At 57.3% G+C, this 15,697-nt stretch carries 17 protein-coding genes and 1 pseudogene; 10 read left to right on the top strand and 8 right to left on the bottom strand.

What is annotated here, in order from left to right:
* The 3 genes and pseudogenes from C5F52_RS29475 to C5F52_RS29465 all read right to left on the bottom strand — a co-directional run.
* Nucleotides 1-125, bottom strand: a pseudogene (locus C5F52_RS29475) (IS256 family transposase); the annotation flags it as partial.
* A gap of 45 nt (nt 126-170) precedes the next feature.
* Entirely contained in the window at nt 171-884 is a 714-nt protein-coding gene (locus tag C5F52_RS29470) for a tripartite tricarboxylate transporter substrate binding protein (protein WP_104801905.1), read from the bottom strand.
* Nucleotides 885-922: 38 nt separating this feature from the next.
* Nucleotides 923-1,642 carry a GntR family transcriptional regulator gene (locus tag C5F52_RS29465; RefSeq protein ID WP_104801904.1) on the bottom strand — a complete coding sequence of 240 codons (720 nt, stop codon included), beginning with the start codon at nt 1,640-1,642 and terminating at the stop codon, nt 923-925.
* 93 nt (nt 1,643-1,735) lie between these two features.
* Between C5F52_RS29465 and C5F52_RS29460 the strand changes: the two genes are divergently transcribed.
* Genes C5F52_RS29460 through C5F52_RS29450 form a run of 3 tightly spaced genes read left to right on the top strand, consistent with a single transcriptional unit; the run spans nt 1,736 to nt 4,315 of the window.
* Nucleotides 1,736-2,893, top strand: coding sequence for an LLM class flavin-dependent oxidoreductase (locus C5F52_RS29460; RefSeq protein WP_104801903.1), 1,158 nt, complete (start codon nt 1,736-1,738; stop codon nt 2,891-2,893).
* Complete coding sequence (locus C5F52_RS29455) at nt 2,890-3,816, top strand: aldo/keto reductase family oxidoreductase (protein ID WP_104801902.1); 927 nt, start codon at nt 2,890-2,892, stop codon at nt 3,814-3,816. The genes C5F52_RS29460 and C5F52_RS29455 overlap by 4 nt, the downstream gene beginning before the upstream one ends.
* Nucleotides 3,817-3,823: 7 nt before the next feature.
* Nucleotides 3,824-4,315, top strand: coding sequence for a flavin reductase family protein (locus C5F52_RS29450; RefSeq protein WP_104801901.1), 492 nt, complete (start codon nt 3,824-3,826; stop codon nt 4,313-4,315).
* A 71-nt stretch (nt 4,316-4,386) separates the two neighbouring features.
* Here the strand turns inward: C5F52_RS29450 and C5F52_RS29445 are convergent, their stop codons facing one another.
* The 5 genes from C5F52_RS29445 to C5F52_RS29425 form a co-directional block, all read right to left on the bottom strand.
* Nucleotides 4,387-5,232 (bottom strand): carbohydrate ABC transporter permease, encoded by an 846-nt coding sequence (locus C5F52_RS29445; RefSeq protein ID WP_104801900.1) that lies wholly within the window; start codon nt 5,230-5,232, stop codon nt 4,387-4,389.
* Nucleotides 5,229-6,107, bottom strand: a complete 879-nt coding sequence (locus C5F52_RS29440; protein WP_104801899.1) for a carbohydrate ABC transporter permease — start codon at nt 6,105-6,107, stop codon at nt 5,229-5,231. The genes C5F52_RS29445 and C5F52_RS29440 overlap by 4 nt, the downstream gene beginning before the upstream one ends.
* Nucleotides 6,107-7,372 (bottom strand): ABC transporter substrate-binding protein, encoded by a 1,266-nt coding sequence (locus tag C5F52_RS29435; RefSeq protein WP_104801898.1) that lies wholly within the window; start codon nt 7,370-7,372, stop codon nt 6,107-6,109. Before C5F52_RS29435 ends, C5F52_RS29440 begins: the two co-directional genes overlap by 1 nt.
* A 41-nt stretch (nt 7,373-7,413) precedes the next feature.
* Nucleotides 7,414-8,490 carry an ABC transporter ATP-binding protein gene (locus tag C5F52_RS29430; protein ID WP_104801897.1) on the bottom strand — a complete coding sequence of 359 codons (1,077 nt, stop codon included), beginning with the start codon at nt 8,488-8,490 and terminating at the stop codon, nt 7,414-7,416.
* Between the two features lie 93 nt (nt 8,491-8,583).
* Complete coding sequence (locus C5F52_RS29425; protein ID WP_236658060.1) at nt 8,584-9,723, bottom strand: Gfo/Idh/MocA family protein; 1,140 nt, start codon at nt 9,721-9,723, stop codon at nt 8,584-8,586.
* Between the two features lie 142 nt (nt 9,724-9,865).
* On the opposite strand from C5F52_RS29425, the gene C5F52_RS29420 reads away from it, so the two are divergent.
* The 7 genes from C5F52_RS29420 to C5F52_RS29390 all read left to right on the top strand — a co-directional run.
* Complete coding sequence (locus C5F52_RS29420; RefSeq protein ID WP_104801895.1) at nt 9,866-11,353, top strand: nucleobase:cation symporter-2 family protein; 1,488 nt, start codon at nt 9,866-9,868, stop codon at nt 11,351-11,353.
* Nucleotides 11,354-11,599: 246 nt separating this feature from the next.
* Nucleotides 11,600-12,640, top strand: a complete 1,041-nt coding sequence (locus tag C5F52_RS29415) for an ABC transporter substrate-binding protein (RefSeq protein ID WP_104801894.1) — start codon at nt 11,600-11,602, stop codon at nt 12,638-12,640.
* A 14-nt stretch (nt 12,641-12,654) separates the two neighbouring features.
* Complete coding sequence (locus C5F52_RS29410) at nt 12,655-13,479, top strand: ABC transporter ATP-binding protein (RefSeq protein WP_104801893.1); 825 nt, start codon at nt 12,655-12,657, stop codon at nt 13,477-13,479.
* 15 nt (nt 13,480-13,494) lie between these two features.
* Nucleotides 13,495-14,262: an ABC transporter permease gene (locus tag C5F52_RS29405; RefSeq protein ID WP_104801892.1), complete on the top strand. Its 768-nt coding sequence runs from the start codon at nt 13,495-13,497 to the stop codon at nt 14,260-14,262.
* Between the two features lie 277 nt (nt 14,263-14,539).
* Nucleotides 14,540-15,127 carry a hypothetical protein gene (locus C5F52_RS29400; RefSeq protein ID WP_104801891.1) on the top strand — a complete coding sequence of 196 codons (588 nt, stop codon included), beginning with the start codon at nt 14,540-14,542 and terminating at the stop codon, nt 15,125-15,127.
* Between the two features lie 8 nt (nt 15,128-15,135).
* Complete coding sequence (locus tag C5F52_RS29395; RefSeq protein WP_104801890.1) at nt 15,136-15,555, top strand: hypothetical protein; 420 nt, start codon at nt 15,136-15,138, stop codon at nt 15,553-15,555.
* Nucleotides 15,500-15,697, top strand: a 198-nt coding sequence (locus C5F52_RS29390; RefSeq protein ID WP_146100208.1) for a transposase, incomplete at its 3' end; no start/stop codon positions are given. The genes C5F52_RS29395 and C5F52_RS29390, both read left to right, overlap by 56 nt.

Raw genomic sequence — 15,697 nt, 5'->3', positions numbered from 1 at the left:
GCTTCAAGGGCTCGCTCGACCAAGCGTTTGGTCAATTGTTTGAGAAGCCCGTTTTCTCCGATGAGGTCTTCAGGCTTTTTGTAATCCGCCAACAGGCGGTCTATCAGTTCGTTGCTTACGGTCATTTCTCTTCCTTTGAAGATGAAGGCAGTTTCCTGCCATTAGACCGTTTACACAAAATCTAGGACACGCCCAGGAGTGTCGGCAAAAAACTCAGAGCGACGACTGCCGGAAGTCGCTAGTAGCTTGAGTCTGGGATCGCTCCGATAACCGTAAATGCCGATTGAAGACACCATCGCTGCCTGAACCCGCCCCGACAACACCTCGTTGATGATTTCGCTAGTCCCTTTGAGTGGAATATGCACCATTTGCAAATTGGCAGTTTTCAAAAAGCTCGCCATTCCCACATGGGTGACACTGCCGTTGCCGGCTGAGGCGTAATTGAAGACGTTAGGGTTTGACTTCACCCGGGTCACAAAGGAGGCCAGATCAGGGGTACGCATGCTGTCTGTCGTGATTAGTACAAACTCTGAAAATCCGAGAAAAGCAGCACCCCTGAAACTGTCAAGCGGGTGGTAGGTCAAGGTCGGGTACAAAGCACCCGCCAAATGATGACTGGCACTGGCCATCAAGTAAGTGAGTCCATCGGGTTTAGCGCTGGCAACAAACGCAGATGCAATGGTGCCGCCTGCCCCAGGCTTGTTGACCACCACCACGCGCGCTTGTAATTCTTGCCCCAAGGACTCACTGATCAGTCGTGCGAAAACATCCTGCGCTGAACCAGCTGAAAAGGGGACCACCAGAGAAATGGTGCGCAAGTCTTGCGCGCTGGCCAGCCCAAAGAGACACAGCGAGATGGCAGTCAGAAAAATTCGTTTGATCATGAAATGCTTTAAAAACTACCGCGATTGTCTCAAACCATTCACTGACTGATCCGCGACACATACCGACACACCACCGGATCGAACCACGTTTGCGAAAACTCGGCCAAGGTGTTGTTGGCGGTCCACGACAGCCGCTCAATGAAGCCCGCGTTTTGACCGGCTTGCATACCCAAAGGCGGTGCGGCCCACTCGGGTGCGGGTGCGGCGCTGATGCGGTCTTCAACGCGGGCAATCCAAACTTGAAACTGGGTTTGGTAGAACAAATACATAGAGTCGCCGAAGTCTGAGGCTTGCAAGGTGGACGCCAGCGCGCCGTCAAACCAAATTTCTTCTAACGCAACAGGCACTTGGCTCAAAAAGCGCAGGCGGCGCACCCGCCAAACGGGGGCTTGCGCGTCGACGCCCAACAGCGGCACATGCGCAGGACGTACGCACCGGCTGACCTCCAAAATATGCGCGGTTGGCAAACCGGGCCCCGTGGTCAACTCCAAGCGAAACAGCTCATAAATACGCTGCGAGCCTTCGGCGCGGCGCACATAGGTGCCCGAGCCTTGAATGCGTTCCAACACGCCCTGCTCCGACAGCAGCGCCAGCGATTTGCGCAAGGTGCCCACCGCCACCGACAAGGAATCGGCCAACTCAGCCTCGGTGGGTAAACGCTCGCCACTTTGCCAATAACCCGCCTTGATCTGGCGCGTCAGCAACTCTGCGATTTGCAGATACACAGGCAAGGGTTTGGCGGGGGTGGGAGCCTTCATAGAGGCCAAGTATCGCAAATGCGTGGAAACACCCATCACACACGTGCCTCAATTCATATACCATTCATTCACTTTTTCCATCAGGAGATTTTGATGAGCGTTGTTCCTGTCCGAGGCGCCGACATTGCGGGCGCCGAAGTCGCGTGGTTTGCGCCTTTGTGTTCTGACGATTTCCGCCATTTGGGCGTGCCCGATGGCGATTTGCGCAGCAACTGGGCCAACACCAGCCGCATCGTCACGCGCGCGGAAGAGCTGGGGTTTCGCAACATTTTGTGCCCGTCCTCCTACCAAGTGGGCCAAGACACGCTGACCTTTGCCGCCGCCGTGGCCCCCCAAACCTCGCGCATGAATTTGCTCGCCGCCATCCGCTGCGGCGAGATGCACCCCGCCATGCTGGCACGCACCGTGGCCACGCTGGACCACATCTTGGAAGGTCGGCTCACGCTCAACGTGATTTCGTCGGACTTTCCGGGCCAGCAAGAAGACAGCGCCTACCGCTACCGCCGTTCGTGGGAAGTGGTGGAAATCTTGAAGCAAGCGTGGACCCAAGACGAGATCAACTACGAAGGCCAGATCTACAACCTCAAAGGTTTGTCCACCGACCCCGTGCGCCCCTACCAAATCAATGGCGGCCCCCTGTTGTATTTCGGTGGTTACAGCCCCGACGCCTTGGCCCTGTGCGGCGCACATTGCGACACCTATTTGATGTGGCCCGAGCCCAAAGATGTGTTGGCCCAACGCATGCGCGACGTGCATGCCCAAGCGGCCAAGCACAACCGCCTACTCGACTACGGCCTGCGCGTGCACATGGTCGTGCGTGACACCGAGGCCGAAGCGCGCGAGTACGCCCGCGAGCTCGTCTCCCAACTCGACGACGGCAAAGGCCATGAAATACGCAACCGCGCCTTAGATGCCAAGAGCTTGGGCGTGGCGCTGCAAAGCCAAAACCGCGAGATCGCCGACGAAGAGGGCTACATCGAACCGCATTTGTGGACCGGCGTAGGCCGCGCCCGCAGCGGTTGCGGCGCCGCTTTGGTGGGCAGCGTGGACCAAGTGCTGAGCGAGATCCACGACTATATGAAAATGGGCATACGCGCCTTCATCTTCTCGGGCTATCCGCACTTGAACGAATGCGAAATCTTCGGCACCAAAGTGCTGCCCCACCTCAAAACCGTGTCACTCGCCCAAGAATATGGGCGCGTGCCCGCCACCACACCGCCCACACCGCTGGGCACAGGAGTTCGCAAATGAGTCAGTCCCCCGTGAGTCGCCTCACCCTGCCTAACGGCCAATCTTTGAGCCGCATGGCCTATGGCGTGTGGCGCTTGAGCGAAGCCACTGACACCTCGGTGAGCGCCAACTTGGCCCGCATTGAAGCCTGCTTGGCCCAAGGCATCACCACCTTTGACCATGCAGATATTTATGGCGACTACCGCTGCGAATCGCTGTTTGGCGAAACGCTCAAAGCGCACCCTAGTCTGAAAAGCAAGATCGAGATCGTCACCAAAACCGACATCATGTTGCTCTCGCAGCAATGGCCCAGCACCCGCGTGAAGCATTACGACACCTCGCCCGCCCATGTGCGCGCCAGTGTGGACAGTTCGCTGCAACGCATCGGTGTGGACGTGATCGACCTGCTGTTGATTCACCGCCCTGACCCGCTGATGGACGCCCAAGCTTTGGGCGAATGTTTGGACGGCTTGATCAACAGCGGCAAAGTGCGCGGCGTGGGGGTGTCGAACTTCATGCCTTGGGATGTGGACTTGCTGCAATCGCGCATGACGCACAAGCTGCAAATCAACCAACTCGAAGTGAGCTTGCTCAACACCGCCCCGTTGATCAACGGCCAAATGGCCCACGCGCAACAACATGTCATGCCCGTGATGGCGTGGTCGCCTTTGGGCGGCGGACGCTTGCACACCCAAGCCCACACCGCTGGCACGGCCGCTGCGCGACTCGCGCCCAAGCTGCAAAGCTTGGCCCAAGCAGCAGGCACCGACACCACCGCCGTGGCCATCGCTTGGTTGCTGCACCACCCCGCCCAAGTGCTGCCTGTGATGGGCACCAACCAGCTGGAGCGCATTGCGCAATTCAGCCAAGCCGAGCGCGTGCCGATGGACCGCCAAACTTGGTTTGAACTCTACGAATTGGCCTGCGGCCACGAAGTGCCTTAAGGACCCCATGCACAACGCAACAGACGCAATGGACTATCGCAAAGCCCTGTCCAGCTTTGGCACGGGCGTGACCGTGGTCACCGCCCACCATGAGGGCCAAGACTGGGCCATGACGTGTAACTCGTTCAGCTCGGTCTCGCTCAACCCACGCTTGGTGCTGTGGAGCATTCGCCGCGAGGCCAGCAGTCACGCGGCGTTCACCCGCTCAGGCGGCTTCACGGTGAGTGTGCTGGCCGAGCATCAAGCCGCGCTGGCTGGGCAATTTGCCACCGGCAGCATGGCGGAGCGATTTGCCCATGTGCCTGTGGAACGCTTAGACAGCCAACGTCTGCGCTTGAACGGCGCTGTGGCTTGGTTTGATTGCGATGTGCACCAGCTCATCGAAGCGGGTGACCACCACATCGTGCTGGGAGCTGTGCGCAACTTTGGCACCACCGACGCCGCAGGGCTGGGGTTTTACCGCAGCAAACTGACGCAATTTGCGGCACTGACGGCGTAAAGCTAAAAACTAAAAGGCCTGCGACAAGCAGGCCTTTTTTTCAGGGCGACGAGGTCATGCCAACGCTCCGGTCAGCCCTTCAAACCACCTTGCGTTAAGCCGCCGACCACGCGCTCTTGAAAGGCCGCGATCAGCAGCGCAATCGGCACGATGGACACAATCAACGCGGCGGAAATGATGGGCCAAGGAAAAGTGAACTCGCCTTGGTACAGCGCAATGCCGACCGGCAAAGTGCGCACCGCAGGGCTAGAATTGAGCGACAGCGCCAGCAAAAACTCGTCCCACGAATTCACAAACGCCAAGATGCCCGCCGTGAACACGCCAGGCGCAGCCAAGGGCACGACCACACGCACCAAGGCCCCCATGCGGGTGCAGCCGTCGATCATGGCGGCATTCTCTAAGTCTTTGGGAATGCTCTGAAAAAAGCTCACCAGCACCAAGGTGCACACCGGCAAGTTCAGCACCACGTACGGAAAAATCAGCGCGGCATAGGTGTTGAGCCAACCCAAGGCGCGCATGGTCTCAAAAATCGGCACCAACAGCGTGACCAACGGGAACATGCTGGACGCCACGATGCAGGTCAAGATGAGCTGGCGGTACTTCAGGTTCAACCGCGCAATCGCATACGCCGCAAACGCCGACACCACCAGCGACAGCAGCGTGGCACCCGAGGCCACCAACACGCTGTTCTTCAAATACGTGAGCAAAGGCTGGTCGGCGAACGCGCGGACGTAGTTCTCAAGCGTTGGGCCATGCGGCCACCAAGTGATGGGCTTTTGCACCAACTCCACCTCGGGCTTGAGGGAGGTGAACAAAATCCAAACGGCAGGAAAAAAACCGTTGATCACCACAATGCCTGCGGCCATCCAGCGCAGCATGGGAGACGACCACAGCCCGTGTTGTTGCGCCATGCTCATGCGGCGTTCTTTCCAATGTGGTTCAAGTAAAAACCGGTGACCACCAACGAGATCACAAACATGAAGACCGCCAGCGTGGAGCCAAAGCCAATGTCGGAGTAGTCGATGGTGTATTTGTGAATCAGCATGGCCAAGGTTTCGGTGGCTTCACCGGGACCGCCTTTGGTCATGGTGTACGGAATGTCAAAGGTTTGCAGCGCGGTGATGGTTCTGAAAATCAAGGCCACGACGATGCTGGGCATGAGCATAGGAATGGTGATTTGCCAAAACTGTTGCCACAAATTCGCACCGTCCACCTCGGCAGCTTCGTACAAAGAGCGGGGAATCATCTGCAACCCGGCCAACAAAATCAGCGCCATGAACGACGCCGTTTTCCAAATGATGGTCAGGCAAATGGCGGCAAAGGCCCAGCGCGGTTTGAGCAACCAACTGGTGGGCTCGTCTTGCAAGCCCAAGCGCATCAACACATCGTTGACCACGCCGTACTCGGTGTGAAAAAACCACGCGAAGATCAAGCCCGCAAACGACAGCGGCAGCGCCCAAGGCAACAACAGCGACAAGCGAACCGGCCATTTGCGCTTAAATGGCAAATTCGCCAACAAGGCCAAGGCCAGCCCCACCAACAAAGCGCCAGGCACGGTGATGAGGGTGATCAGCAAGGTGTTTTGCGTGGCGTTCCAAAACAAGGGGTCTTGCCAAACATCGATGTAGTTTTGCAGCCCCAAGAACGCGCCGTCTTTGTCGATGGCGAACAAGCTGTTGTAAATCAGCTTGCCGATGGGGTAAACCACGATGGCGAGCAGCAACGCAAACGCGGGTGCCAGCAGCAGCACCGCGAGTGTTTTTTCGCTGGGGTCGCGTAACTTGGACAGCATCAACGCATCAGGCGACCGACGCGCGCGGCAATCTCGTCCACACCGGCTTCAGGCGTTTTGGTGCGGGCCAAGATGGCGCTGGTGGTGGTGCGAATGATGTCAGAGACTTGGCCATAGTCGTTCACCATGGGGCGGCTTTGGGCGGCCAACACCACGGGCAAGGCGTCTTTGAACCAAGGCACCACTTTGTTCACCTCAGGGTCGGCGTAGACGCTTTGGAACACCGGCAAGATGGAGCCTTCTTTGGCCACGAACGCACTGGCTTGTTTGGACGACAAGAACTTGATGAGCTTGCCCGCCTCGTCTTTGTGGGTGCTGTAGGCGTTCATCGCCCACTGCCAGCCGCCCATGCAGGTGGCCGATTTGCCGCCCGCCATGGCAGGCAGTGGCATCACGCCCACTTGGCCTTTGACTTTGGAGTCGGCATCGTCTTTGAAGCGGTCAAACGCAAAGCCCCAGTTGATGGCGAACACCACTTGGCCGGCTTTGAACTCGTTGACCGTGTCCGGTGTTTTCACCTCGGCCACGTTCTTTTTGATCACACCTTGGTCGACCATGCCCAGCCAAGCGTTCAAGCCTTTGACGGCGGCGGGTTTGTCGAGCGTGAGCTTGCCGCCTGCGTCGTTGAACTGCTTGCCTTGACCCCAGTAGGGCAGCAAGAAGGTACACACCGCACCTTCAATCGGCGCGCCTTGGATGGACAAACCTTGCAAGTTGGCATTGCCTTCACCCGCCATGATTTTCTTGGCAGCCGCAGCCAACTCGTCCCAAGTTTTCGGTTCGGCCACGCCGTACTTGGCGAGCAAGTCTTTGCGGTAGTACATGAACATGGCGTCGCCTTGGCTGGGCATGGCGAACACTTTGCCGTCGATCACGTTGGCTTGTTGGTACACGGGCAAGTAGTCGTTGCGCAAGGCGGCAGGGCCACCCACGTATTTGTCCAAAGGCTCGATCCAACCTTTAGACGCGTACTGCGCGGGGTTGACGATGTCGATCAAGAACAAATCAATCGCCGAGTCTTTGGCGTTGAGCACGGTGGACAGGTACTGGCGTTGCAGCTCAGAAGTGGCACCGCCGGTCTCGATTTCGACTTTCACGCCGGGGTTGGCTTTGTTGTATTCCTGAAAGAGCTTTTGCTGCAAGTCAGGGCGTTGGTTGGGGCCCACAAACACACGCAAGGTGGTTTGCTGCGCCCACACGCTGCCAGCACATAGGCCTGCGGCCAAGGCCAATGCGGTGAATTTCAATACTTGACGTTTTTTCATGGCGTGTCTCCTTTGGGTAATTGCAAATGTGGGCGCCAGCGTCAAAGCGCTTGCCCCGTGGCGGCGTTGAACAGATGAAGCGCTGAAGCGTCCAAGTAAATCGTTTGTGCACTGCCCGCAGGCGCTTTGAAGTCGGCGGCGCAACGTGCCACCAACTCAGCCTGCCCGACTTGGAAGGTCACCAAGGTCTCAGCCCCCAAGGGTTCGGTGATGACGACCTGTGCATGCATGGCAATTTGGGCCTGCCCATCGCGGGGCGCTAGGGCAATGTTTTCAGGGCGAATGCCAAACACATGGCCGTCGGCCGCAGCGCCACGCGCCCACAGCTCAGCAGGCAAGGCAACGCCTGCGCCGCCGACGTCCGCCAACCCATTGGCCAACGAACAGGGCAGCAAGTTCATGGGCGGGCTGCCGGTGAAGCCCGCCACAAACTGAGCGGCGGGACGGTTGTAAATTTGGTCGGGGCTGGCGTATTGCATCTTGTGCCCACCACTCAACACGGCAATGCGATCGGCCAAGGTCATGGCCTCCACCTGGTCGTGGGTGACGTAGATGATGGTGGCGCCCAAGCGCTGGTGCAGCTTTTTGATCTCGCTGCGCATCTCGCCGCGCAATTGCGCGTCGAGGTTGGACAAGGGCTCGTCAAACAAAAACACTTTGGGCTGACGCACGATGGCGCGACCAATCGCCACACGCTGGCGTTGCCCCCCCGACAAGGCAGCCGGTTTGCGGTCGAGCATGTGGTCAATGCGCAGCAAACGCGCGGCGTCCATGACACGGCGCTTGATCTCGTCTTCGGGCATTTTGCGCAGACGCAAGCCAAACGCCATGTTGTCGTAGAGGCTCTTGTGGGGGTATAGCGCGTAGTCTTGAAACACCATGGCAATGTCACGGTGGCGTGGCGCTTGGTCGTTGACACGCACGCCATCGATCAACACGTCGCCACCGGTGATGCTCTCCAGCCCCGCGATCATGCGCAGCAAGGTGGACTTGCCGCAGCCCGAAGGCCCCACAAACACGACGAACTCGCCGTGTTGGATGTCCAAGTCAATGCCGTGGATGACGTTGTGCTTGCCATCGTAGCTTTTGGTGACTTGTTGGAGTTGGACGGATGCCATAAATTGAATCTAAAACCCTGAAAACGATCGCGCTAAATTTGTGAATGAATAATATAGGAATCCATACCCCTGCCCCTCGGGGTTATCGCCAAGTCAGACGCCGTTGAGCAAGCTGCCCAACGCGTATTCGCCACGGGTCAAGTCAATCGCTTGACCAGTACGCGCCGACTCTTGTGCCGCCAAGCCCATCACAACGGCGGCCAAGCCATCACGCAAACTCACCTCAATCGCGCCTTCGCCGCGCACCACCGCGTTGAAGCGCTGGTGTTGGTACAAGGTAGAGCCGTTGTGGTCGCCCGCGGCCAAGGCTACGGCATCGACCGGCACATCCAACTCGCGCGGGCCTTTGGGCTCACGCGGGCTGATGACGAGTTTGGGCGTGGGTGCCTCGCCCAAGTGTTCGGGCCAAAAACGACCAGGCCCCGGCACAAAGCATTCCACTTTGCCTTGGGGACCGACCACCGAAATCTCTTCTTGGTAACGCGCACCCTCGGCAAACATGCACAACTCCAGCAACGCCCGCTGGCCGGATGCGAAGTCGACCAGCACGTAGGCGTTGTCCAAAATATCAGGCGTGCCCAAGGGGTACTGCTCGTCCAAATGGTTGTGGGCCACCGACGCCGAGGCGTAAATGCGCACAGGCTCGCTTTGGGTGAGGTGGCGCATCAGGTCAAAAAAGTGGCAGCATTTTTCGACCAAAGTGCCGCCCGTGTACTGATTGAAACGGTTCCAGTCGCCCACCTTCACCAAGAACGGAAAACGGTGTTCGCGAATGGACAGCATCGTCACAGGACCGGTGTTGAGCTGGCTGTGCACCTCTTGGGCCAACAAGGCCACGGGCGGCATGTAGCGGTATTCCATCGCCACCCAAATCAGGGCGGGATAGTCGCGGGCCAAAGCGGCCAAGGCCTGCACATCGGCCAAAGACGTGCACGCGGGTTTTTCAAGTAACAGGGGCAAAGGGCGCAACGCGGCAATCTCGCGCAGTTGCTCGGCATGGCGAAAGTTGGGGCTGGCAATCAGCAAACAATCCACGTCATCGGCCATCACCACCTCGGCCAAACTGGCCACGCGCTGGGCCTGCGGTACCAAAGCGAGGCTGCGTGCGGCCATCGCGTCATCGGGCTCAAAAATACGGGTCACGCTGGCGCCCGGCAACAAAGCGATGTTGCGCAAATGCTCTTGTCCCATCATGCCGCAGCCGATGATGCCGTAACGGGTGGATTGATTCAAAGCACGGTCTCCTGAAAAATGCAAAGGGTTACAACGACCAACTTTGCCTATTGTTGCGTCAAGGATGCAAGGGTTTCTTCTAGGCATCGCCAACTTAAAAACTGTATACAGTTTTGTATGCGATTAACTTGGAGAAATTCCCATGACCTCATCCACACACCCTGTTGACGAACGCTTGCCCACGGGCAAGCTTGCCGCACTGGGCCTTCAACACGTTTTGGTGATGTACGCCGGTGCCGTGGCTGTGCCGCTCATCGTGGGCCGAGCCCTCAAGCTCAGCCCCGAACAAGTGGCCATGCTGATTTCTGCGGACTTGTTTGTGTGCGGCTTGGTCACTCTCATTCAATCGTGGGGTGCGACCCAATGGTTTGGCATTCGCTTGCCCGTCATGATGGGCGTGACCTTTGCCGCCGTAGCCCCCATGGTGTCGATGGCAGGGGCTAACCCCGGCGACGCAGGTGCGCAACTGATCTTTGGCGCCATCATGGGTGCAGGTGCGATTTCCATCCTCATCGCGCCGCTGGTCAGCCGCTTGTTGCGGTTCTTCCCGCCTGTCGTGACCGGCACCATCATTGCCGTCATCGGTATCAGCTTGATGCGCATTGGCATCAACTGGATTTTCGGCAACCCCTTCGGCCCCACGGCCCCCTCCGTCGTCAACCCTGAGCACGCCAAGTGGTTGGCTGACGCAGCGGCTGCCGCCTCAGCACCTGGCTCCACTTTGTCTGCGGTACCCAAAGATTTGGCCTTAGTTGCCAAAATTCCAAACCCTAAATACGCCGACCTCACGGGCGTGGGCATTGCGGCTTTGGTGTTGGTGTCTATTTTGATGATCGCCAAATTTGCCAAAGGCTTTATCGCCAACATCTCGGTGCTCTTGGGCATCGTCATCGGTGGCGTCGTGGCCACCAGCTTCGGGCTAATGAACTTTGACAAAGTGGGCAAGGCCGAGTGGTTTGGCATCGTCACACCGTTCCAATTCGGCATGCCTGTGTTTGACCCCGTGCTCATCCTCACCATGACCTTGGTGATGATTGTGGTGATGATCGAATCCACCGGCATGTTCTTGGCCTTGGGCGAAATGACCGACCGCCATGTGGACCGCGCCGCGCTGACACGTGGTTTGCGCACCGATGGTTTGGGCACGCTGATTGGCGGCATCTTCAACACCTTCCCCTACACCAGCTTCTCGCAAAACGTGGGCCTCGTGGCCGTCACGGGCGTCAAGAGCCGCTTTGTGTGCGTGGCCGGCGGCATCATCCTCATCATCTTGGGTGTCATTCCTAAGATGGCAGCTTTGGTCGAGTCCTTGCCCACGGTGGTCTTGGGTGGCGCTGGCTTGGTGATGTTTGGCATGGTGGCCGCCACCGGCATTCGCATCTTGGGTGGCGTGGACTTCAAGAACAACCGCTTCAACAGCTTGGTCGTGGCCATCTCCATCGGCATCGGCATGATTCCGCTGATCGCCCCGAACTTCAAGCAATGGATGCCGCACAACCTGCACCCCCTGATTGAGTCGGGCATCTTGCTGGCTTCTATTTCTGCGGTGGTGCTGAACTTGTTCTTTAACGGCGCCGCAACCGATGACTCGGCCGCCGTAGAGGCTGCACGCCAAGCCGACAGTCACTGAACGACACAGCCGTCGCCACAAAAGCCAGCCTTCAAAAGCTGGCTTTTTTCATGCAGGCCAGAAAACCAAGAAATGCACACAAACGGTGCAATTGATCCACCTTGGTGCAAACCCGTTTTGTATACAAACCAAAGTCGCGCACAATTTGCGCCTAAGTAACGGCCTTAGCCCCTCACAAGCGGGCACCGTTATTGCAAGAGTAGTTCATCACATCATTCAATGCTGTCAACAGCTTTAGGAATTTCTATGATCAAACGTACCTTTTTGAAAACCACGCTCGGCTTGGCTTTGGCCGCCAGTTTTGGCAGCGCCTTTGCGCAAGCCACCCCCATCAAATTCCAGCTCGACTGGCGTTTTGAAGGCCCTGCTGCCTTGTTTCTGGTGCCTGCTGCCAAAGGTTATTTCAAAGATGCCAAGCTGGATGTAACGGTCGACGCCGGCAACGGCTCAGGCGGCGCGGTGACCCGCGTGGCCTCGGGCTCGTACGACATGGGCTTTGCCGATTTGGCCGCCTTGATGGAGTTCCACGCCAACAACCCCGACGCGCCCAACAAGCCTGTGGCCGTGATGATGGTCTACAACAACACCCCCGCTTCGGTGATGGCGTTGAAAAAATCTGGCATCAAGACCCCCGCTGATTTGGCCGGTAAAAAACTCGGCGCTCCTGTGTTTGACGCAGGCCGTCGCGCTTTCCCCATTTTTGCCAAGGCCAACGACGTCGCCAACGTCACTTGGACCGCGATGGACCCACCTTTGCGCGAAACCATGTTGGTGCGCGGCGATGTGGACGCCATCACCGGCTTCACCTTCACCTCGCTTCTCAACATTGAAGCCCGTGGCGTGAAAGCCGAAGACGTGGTGGTGTTGCCCTACCCCGATTTCGGTGTGAAGCTGTACGGCAACGCCATCATCGCGTCGCCCAAGATGCTCAAAGAAAACCCAGCCGCCGTGAAAGCCTTCTTGGCCGCATTCGCCAAGGGCATGAAAGACGTGATCGGCAACCCCGCTGCGTCCATCGAAACCGTGAAAGCGCGTGACGGCATCATCAACGTGCCCCTGGAAACACGCCGTTTGCAACTGGCCATCGACACCGTCATCAACAGCGCGGACGCCCGTGCTGAAGGCTTCGGTCAAGTCAAAGGCCCACGCCTGAGCCTGATGGCCTCGCAAGTGTCTGACGCGTTCAACACCAAAACCCGCGTCAAAGCGGACGACATCTGGAACGGTTCTTATCTGCCCACAGCCAAAGAACTCGACGTGCTGCCTGCACCCAAAACTAAAAAGTAAATCGACTGGCTGAGATGACCGCTTCCCCTGAACACTTCGTCGACTTCCAAAACGTCTGGCTCGCCTACAACGACGAGCTGCTGGCGCAAAACCACTTCGCGGTGGAAGACATCAACCTGCAGGTCAAACAAGGCGAGTTCATCGCCATTGTGGGCCCCTCGGGTTGCGGTAAATCCACCTTCATGAAGCTCACCACGGGTTTGAAAAAGCCCAGCCGTGGCGAGATTTATGTCGATGGCCAGCCCGTCAATGGCCCGCTCAAAATCAGCGGCATGGCGTTTCAATCGCCCTCGCTGCTGCCTTGGCGGACCACGCTGGACAACGTGTTGCTGCCCTTGGAAATCGTGGAGCCTTACCGCACCCAGTTCAAGGCCAAAAAAGCCGAATACGAAGCACGCGCCTTGAAACTGCTGCAAACCGTGGGTTTGGGCGGCTACGAGCGCAAGTTCCCGTGGGAGTTGTCGGGCGGTATGCAGCAGCGCGCCAGCATTTGCCGCGCGCTGATTCATGAGCCCAAGATGCTGTTGCTCGACGAACCGTTTGGCGCACTCGACGCTTTCACCCGCGAAGAGCTGTGGTGCACGCTGCGCGACTTGCACGCCGAACAAAAGTTCAACGTCATCTTGGTCACGCACGACTTGCGCGAGTCGGTCTTTTTGGCAGACACCGTGTACGTGATGAGCAAGAGCCCAGGCCGCTTTGTGGTCAAACGCGACATCGACTTACCCCGCCCGCGTGACTTGGAGGTGACGTACACGCCTGAGTTCACCAACATCGTGCACGAGTTGCGCGGCCACATTGGGGCCATGCGCAAAACGGGCGCCGCCATTCAGCAGTAATTCGAACGCCAGACCATGACTCAAAAACAACTCGAAACTTGGGCGCCTTGGGGCCTGCTCGTGGCCACCTTGCTGATTTGGCAAGCGCTGTGCTCGCTCTTCAATGTGTCTGAATTCATCTTCCCTTCGCCCCTGCGCATTTGGCAGCAAATGGTGGAGTTCCGTGACGTGATTGCCGCACACGCTTGGCGCACCTTCTGGGTGACCATGGTGGGTTTTGGCATTGCCATCGTCGTGGGCGTGCTCTTGGGCTTCGTCATTGGCAGCTCGCGCTTGGCCTATGCCGCCGTTTACCCGCTGATGACCGGTTTCAACGCCCTGCCCAAAGCGGCCTTTGTGCCGATTTTGGTGGTGTGGTTTGGCATTGGCGTGGGCCCAGCCATCTTGACCGCCTTCTTGATCAGCTTTTTCCCCATCATGGTCAACATCGCCACGGGCTTGGCCACCTTGGAGCCCGAGCTCGAAGACGTGTTGCGTGTGCTGGGTGCCAAGCGCTGGGACGTGCTGATCAAAGTCGGCCTGCCCCGCTCCATGCCTTATTTCTACGGCTCGCTCAAAGTGGCCATCACCTTGGCGTTTGTCGGCACCACCGTGTCTGAAATGACGGCCGCCAACGAAGGCATTGGCTATCTGCTGATTTCTGCAGGCTCCGCCATGCAAATGGGCTTGGCCTTTGCAGGCTTGGTCGTGGTGGGCGCCATGGCGATGGTGATGTACGAACTGTTCAGCTACATCGAAAAGCACACCACCGGTTGGGCGCACCGCGGGTCGCAAGATCACTGAGACATCGAGCACTGTTCAATTTGTTTTTGCAAATCAATGAGTCATTCACCCGAAAATGGCTCATTTAGTTCTCACGGATCGCTGTAACCAACCCACAGCGAAGCGCCATGCTCAAGCTTGAAAAGGCATGACTCAGTCCTCAAACTCTCAATATTCCTGAGGTAAATTTAATAAAACCAATAAATTTGTGAATATCATGAATAAAAATTGCTGACGATTTTTTTGACAATTTCATGTCAAGAAAATCGTCTTTTTTTCATCTCAACGGCATTGCCCCATGGACCACCACCACGACCAAACGCCTGATAAAAAAGAACTCGGTCTCCGCATCGCAGACATCTTGTTTTTATTATTTTTGTCAGCTGTTTTGGTCTGCGTGACATGGCTCGGGGTGCTGAATTACCGAGAAGGCAATAAAACCGAAGAGTCCAAACGCAATGGCGAAGCTTGGGCAACTTGGCTCACAGAAGCAGGCACCACGCGTTTTGAGGCAGGTTTCAAGCACCCTGCGTGCCAAGGTGGCTTCAAACCCAAGCAACAAAAAGCTGCCAAATCAAATCAGCCGGCTCCCGGCACTTGGGGTGCTTGCTTGGCCTACGTGCTGGCTGAGACAGAGTTAAAAGATTTGCGCAACCCGTTCTTTGACAAGCCACCTCAATTGGTGACTCAATGCAACCCAACAAACCGCCAAGTCGTAGGCGCCATCGTGTTGGAGGACTTGATGGCCACACCGATTGGCTCGACCGTGCCATTTGTGGTCACCCCCTTGGTCGCAGCCGATCCAATTGACAACAAGATGCAAATACGCATCACCATCTGTGACAAAGGTGGCTATCCGATCAAGATCACCGAGTTGGAATTCTGAGGTACAGCATGGCCACTAAACCCCACTATTTCCTCAAAGACATCGACATGCAAGCCATTCTTGGCGAAGCAAAAGAACTCGAAGTGTCCAGAGAACTGCCAATGCGCCAATGGCTCTTTGCTTGGCTGCTAGACCCCAATTTGCCTGGTAATTTCCAGAAAAGCATCGACAAGTGGATCAGCATCTTGATCGTGAGCAACTTGTTCAGCTTGATGTTCGAGCATGTGCCAGCGGTGTACGAACCCTACCGACAGTGGTTCGACTTTTTTGATGTTTTTTCCGTGGCGGTGTTCACGATCGAATGGGCGTGTCCTAGATTTTGTGTAAACGGTCTAATGGCAGGAAACTGCCTTCATCTTCAAAGGAAGAGAAATGACCGTAAGCAACGAACTGATAGACCGCCTGTTGGCGGATTACAAAAAGCCTGAAGACCTCATCGGAGAAAACGGGCTTCTCAAACAATTGACCAAACGCTTGGTCGAGCGAGCCCTTGAAGCCGAGATGGCTGAGCACCTTGGGCACGGCAAGAACGAACCCGTTGCCAATCCCAAGGGCAACACCCGAAACGGC

The organism is Limnohabitans sp. TS-CS-82 (assembly GCF_002943475.1).
This window is presented reverse-complemented; position numbering and strand designations above follow the sequence as displayed.

Coding starts and splice junctions, on each gene's coding strand:
- C5F52_RS29435 (WP_104801898.1), bottom strand. CDS start 7,372: ATGAAAAAACGTCAAGTATTGAAATTCACCGCATTGGCCTTGGCCGCA.
- C5F52_RS29420 (WP_104801895.1), top strand. CDS start 9,866: ATGACCTCATCCACACACCCTGTTGACGAACGCTTGCCCACGGGCAAG.
- C5F52_RS29395 (WP_104801890.1), top strand. CDS start 15,136: ATGGCCACTAAACCCCACTATTTCCTCAAAGACATCGACATGCAAGCC.
- C5F52_RS29430 (WP_104801897.1), bottom strand. CDS start 8,490: ATGGCATCCGTCCAACTCCAACAAGTCACCAAAAGCTACGATGGCAAG.
- C5F52_RS29440 (WP_104801899.1), bottom strand. CDS start 6,107: ATGCTGTCCAAGTTACGCGACCCCAGCGAAAAAACACTCGCGGTGCTG.
- C5F52_RS29410 (WP_104801893.1), top strand. CDS start 12,655: ATGACCGCTTCCCCTGAACACTTCGTCGACTTCCAAAACGTCTGGCTC.
- C5F52_RS29460 (WP_104801903.1), top strand. CDS start 1,736: ATGAGCGTTGTTCCTGTCCGAGGCGCCGACATTGCGGGCGCCGAAGTC.
- C5F52_RS29455 (WP_104801902.1), top strand. CDS start 2,890: ATGAGTCAGTCCCCCGTGAGTCGCCTCACCCTGCCTAACGGCCAATCT.
- C5F52_RS29445 (WP_104801900.1), bottom strand. CDS start 5,232: ATGAGCATGGCGCAACAACACGGGCTGTGGTCGTCTCCCATGCTGCGC.
- C5F52_RS29415 (WP_104801894.1), top strand. CDS start 11,600: ATGATCAAACGTACCTTTTTGAAAACCACGCTCGGCTTGGCTTTGGCC.
- C5F52_RS29470 (WP_104801905.1), bottom strand. CDS start 884: ATGATCAAACGAATTTTTCTGACTGCCATCTCGCTGTGTCTCTTTGGG.
- C5F52_RS29400 (WP_104801891.1), top strand. CDS start 14,540: ATGGACCACCACCACGACCAAACGCCTGATAAAAAAGAACTCGGTCTC.
- C5F52_RS29450 (WP_104801901.1), top strand. CDS start 3,824: ATGCACAACGCAACAGACGCAATGGACTATCGCAAAGCCCTGTCCAGC.
- C5F52_RS29465 (WP_104801904.1), bottom strand. CDS start 1,642: ATGAAGGCTCCCACCCCCGCCAAACCCTTGCCTGTGTATCTGCAAATC.
- C5F52_RS29405 (WP_104801892.1), top strand. CDS start 13,495: ATGACTCAAAAACAACTCGAAACTTGGGCGCCTTGGGGCCTGCTCGTG.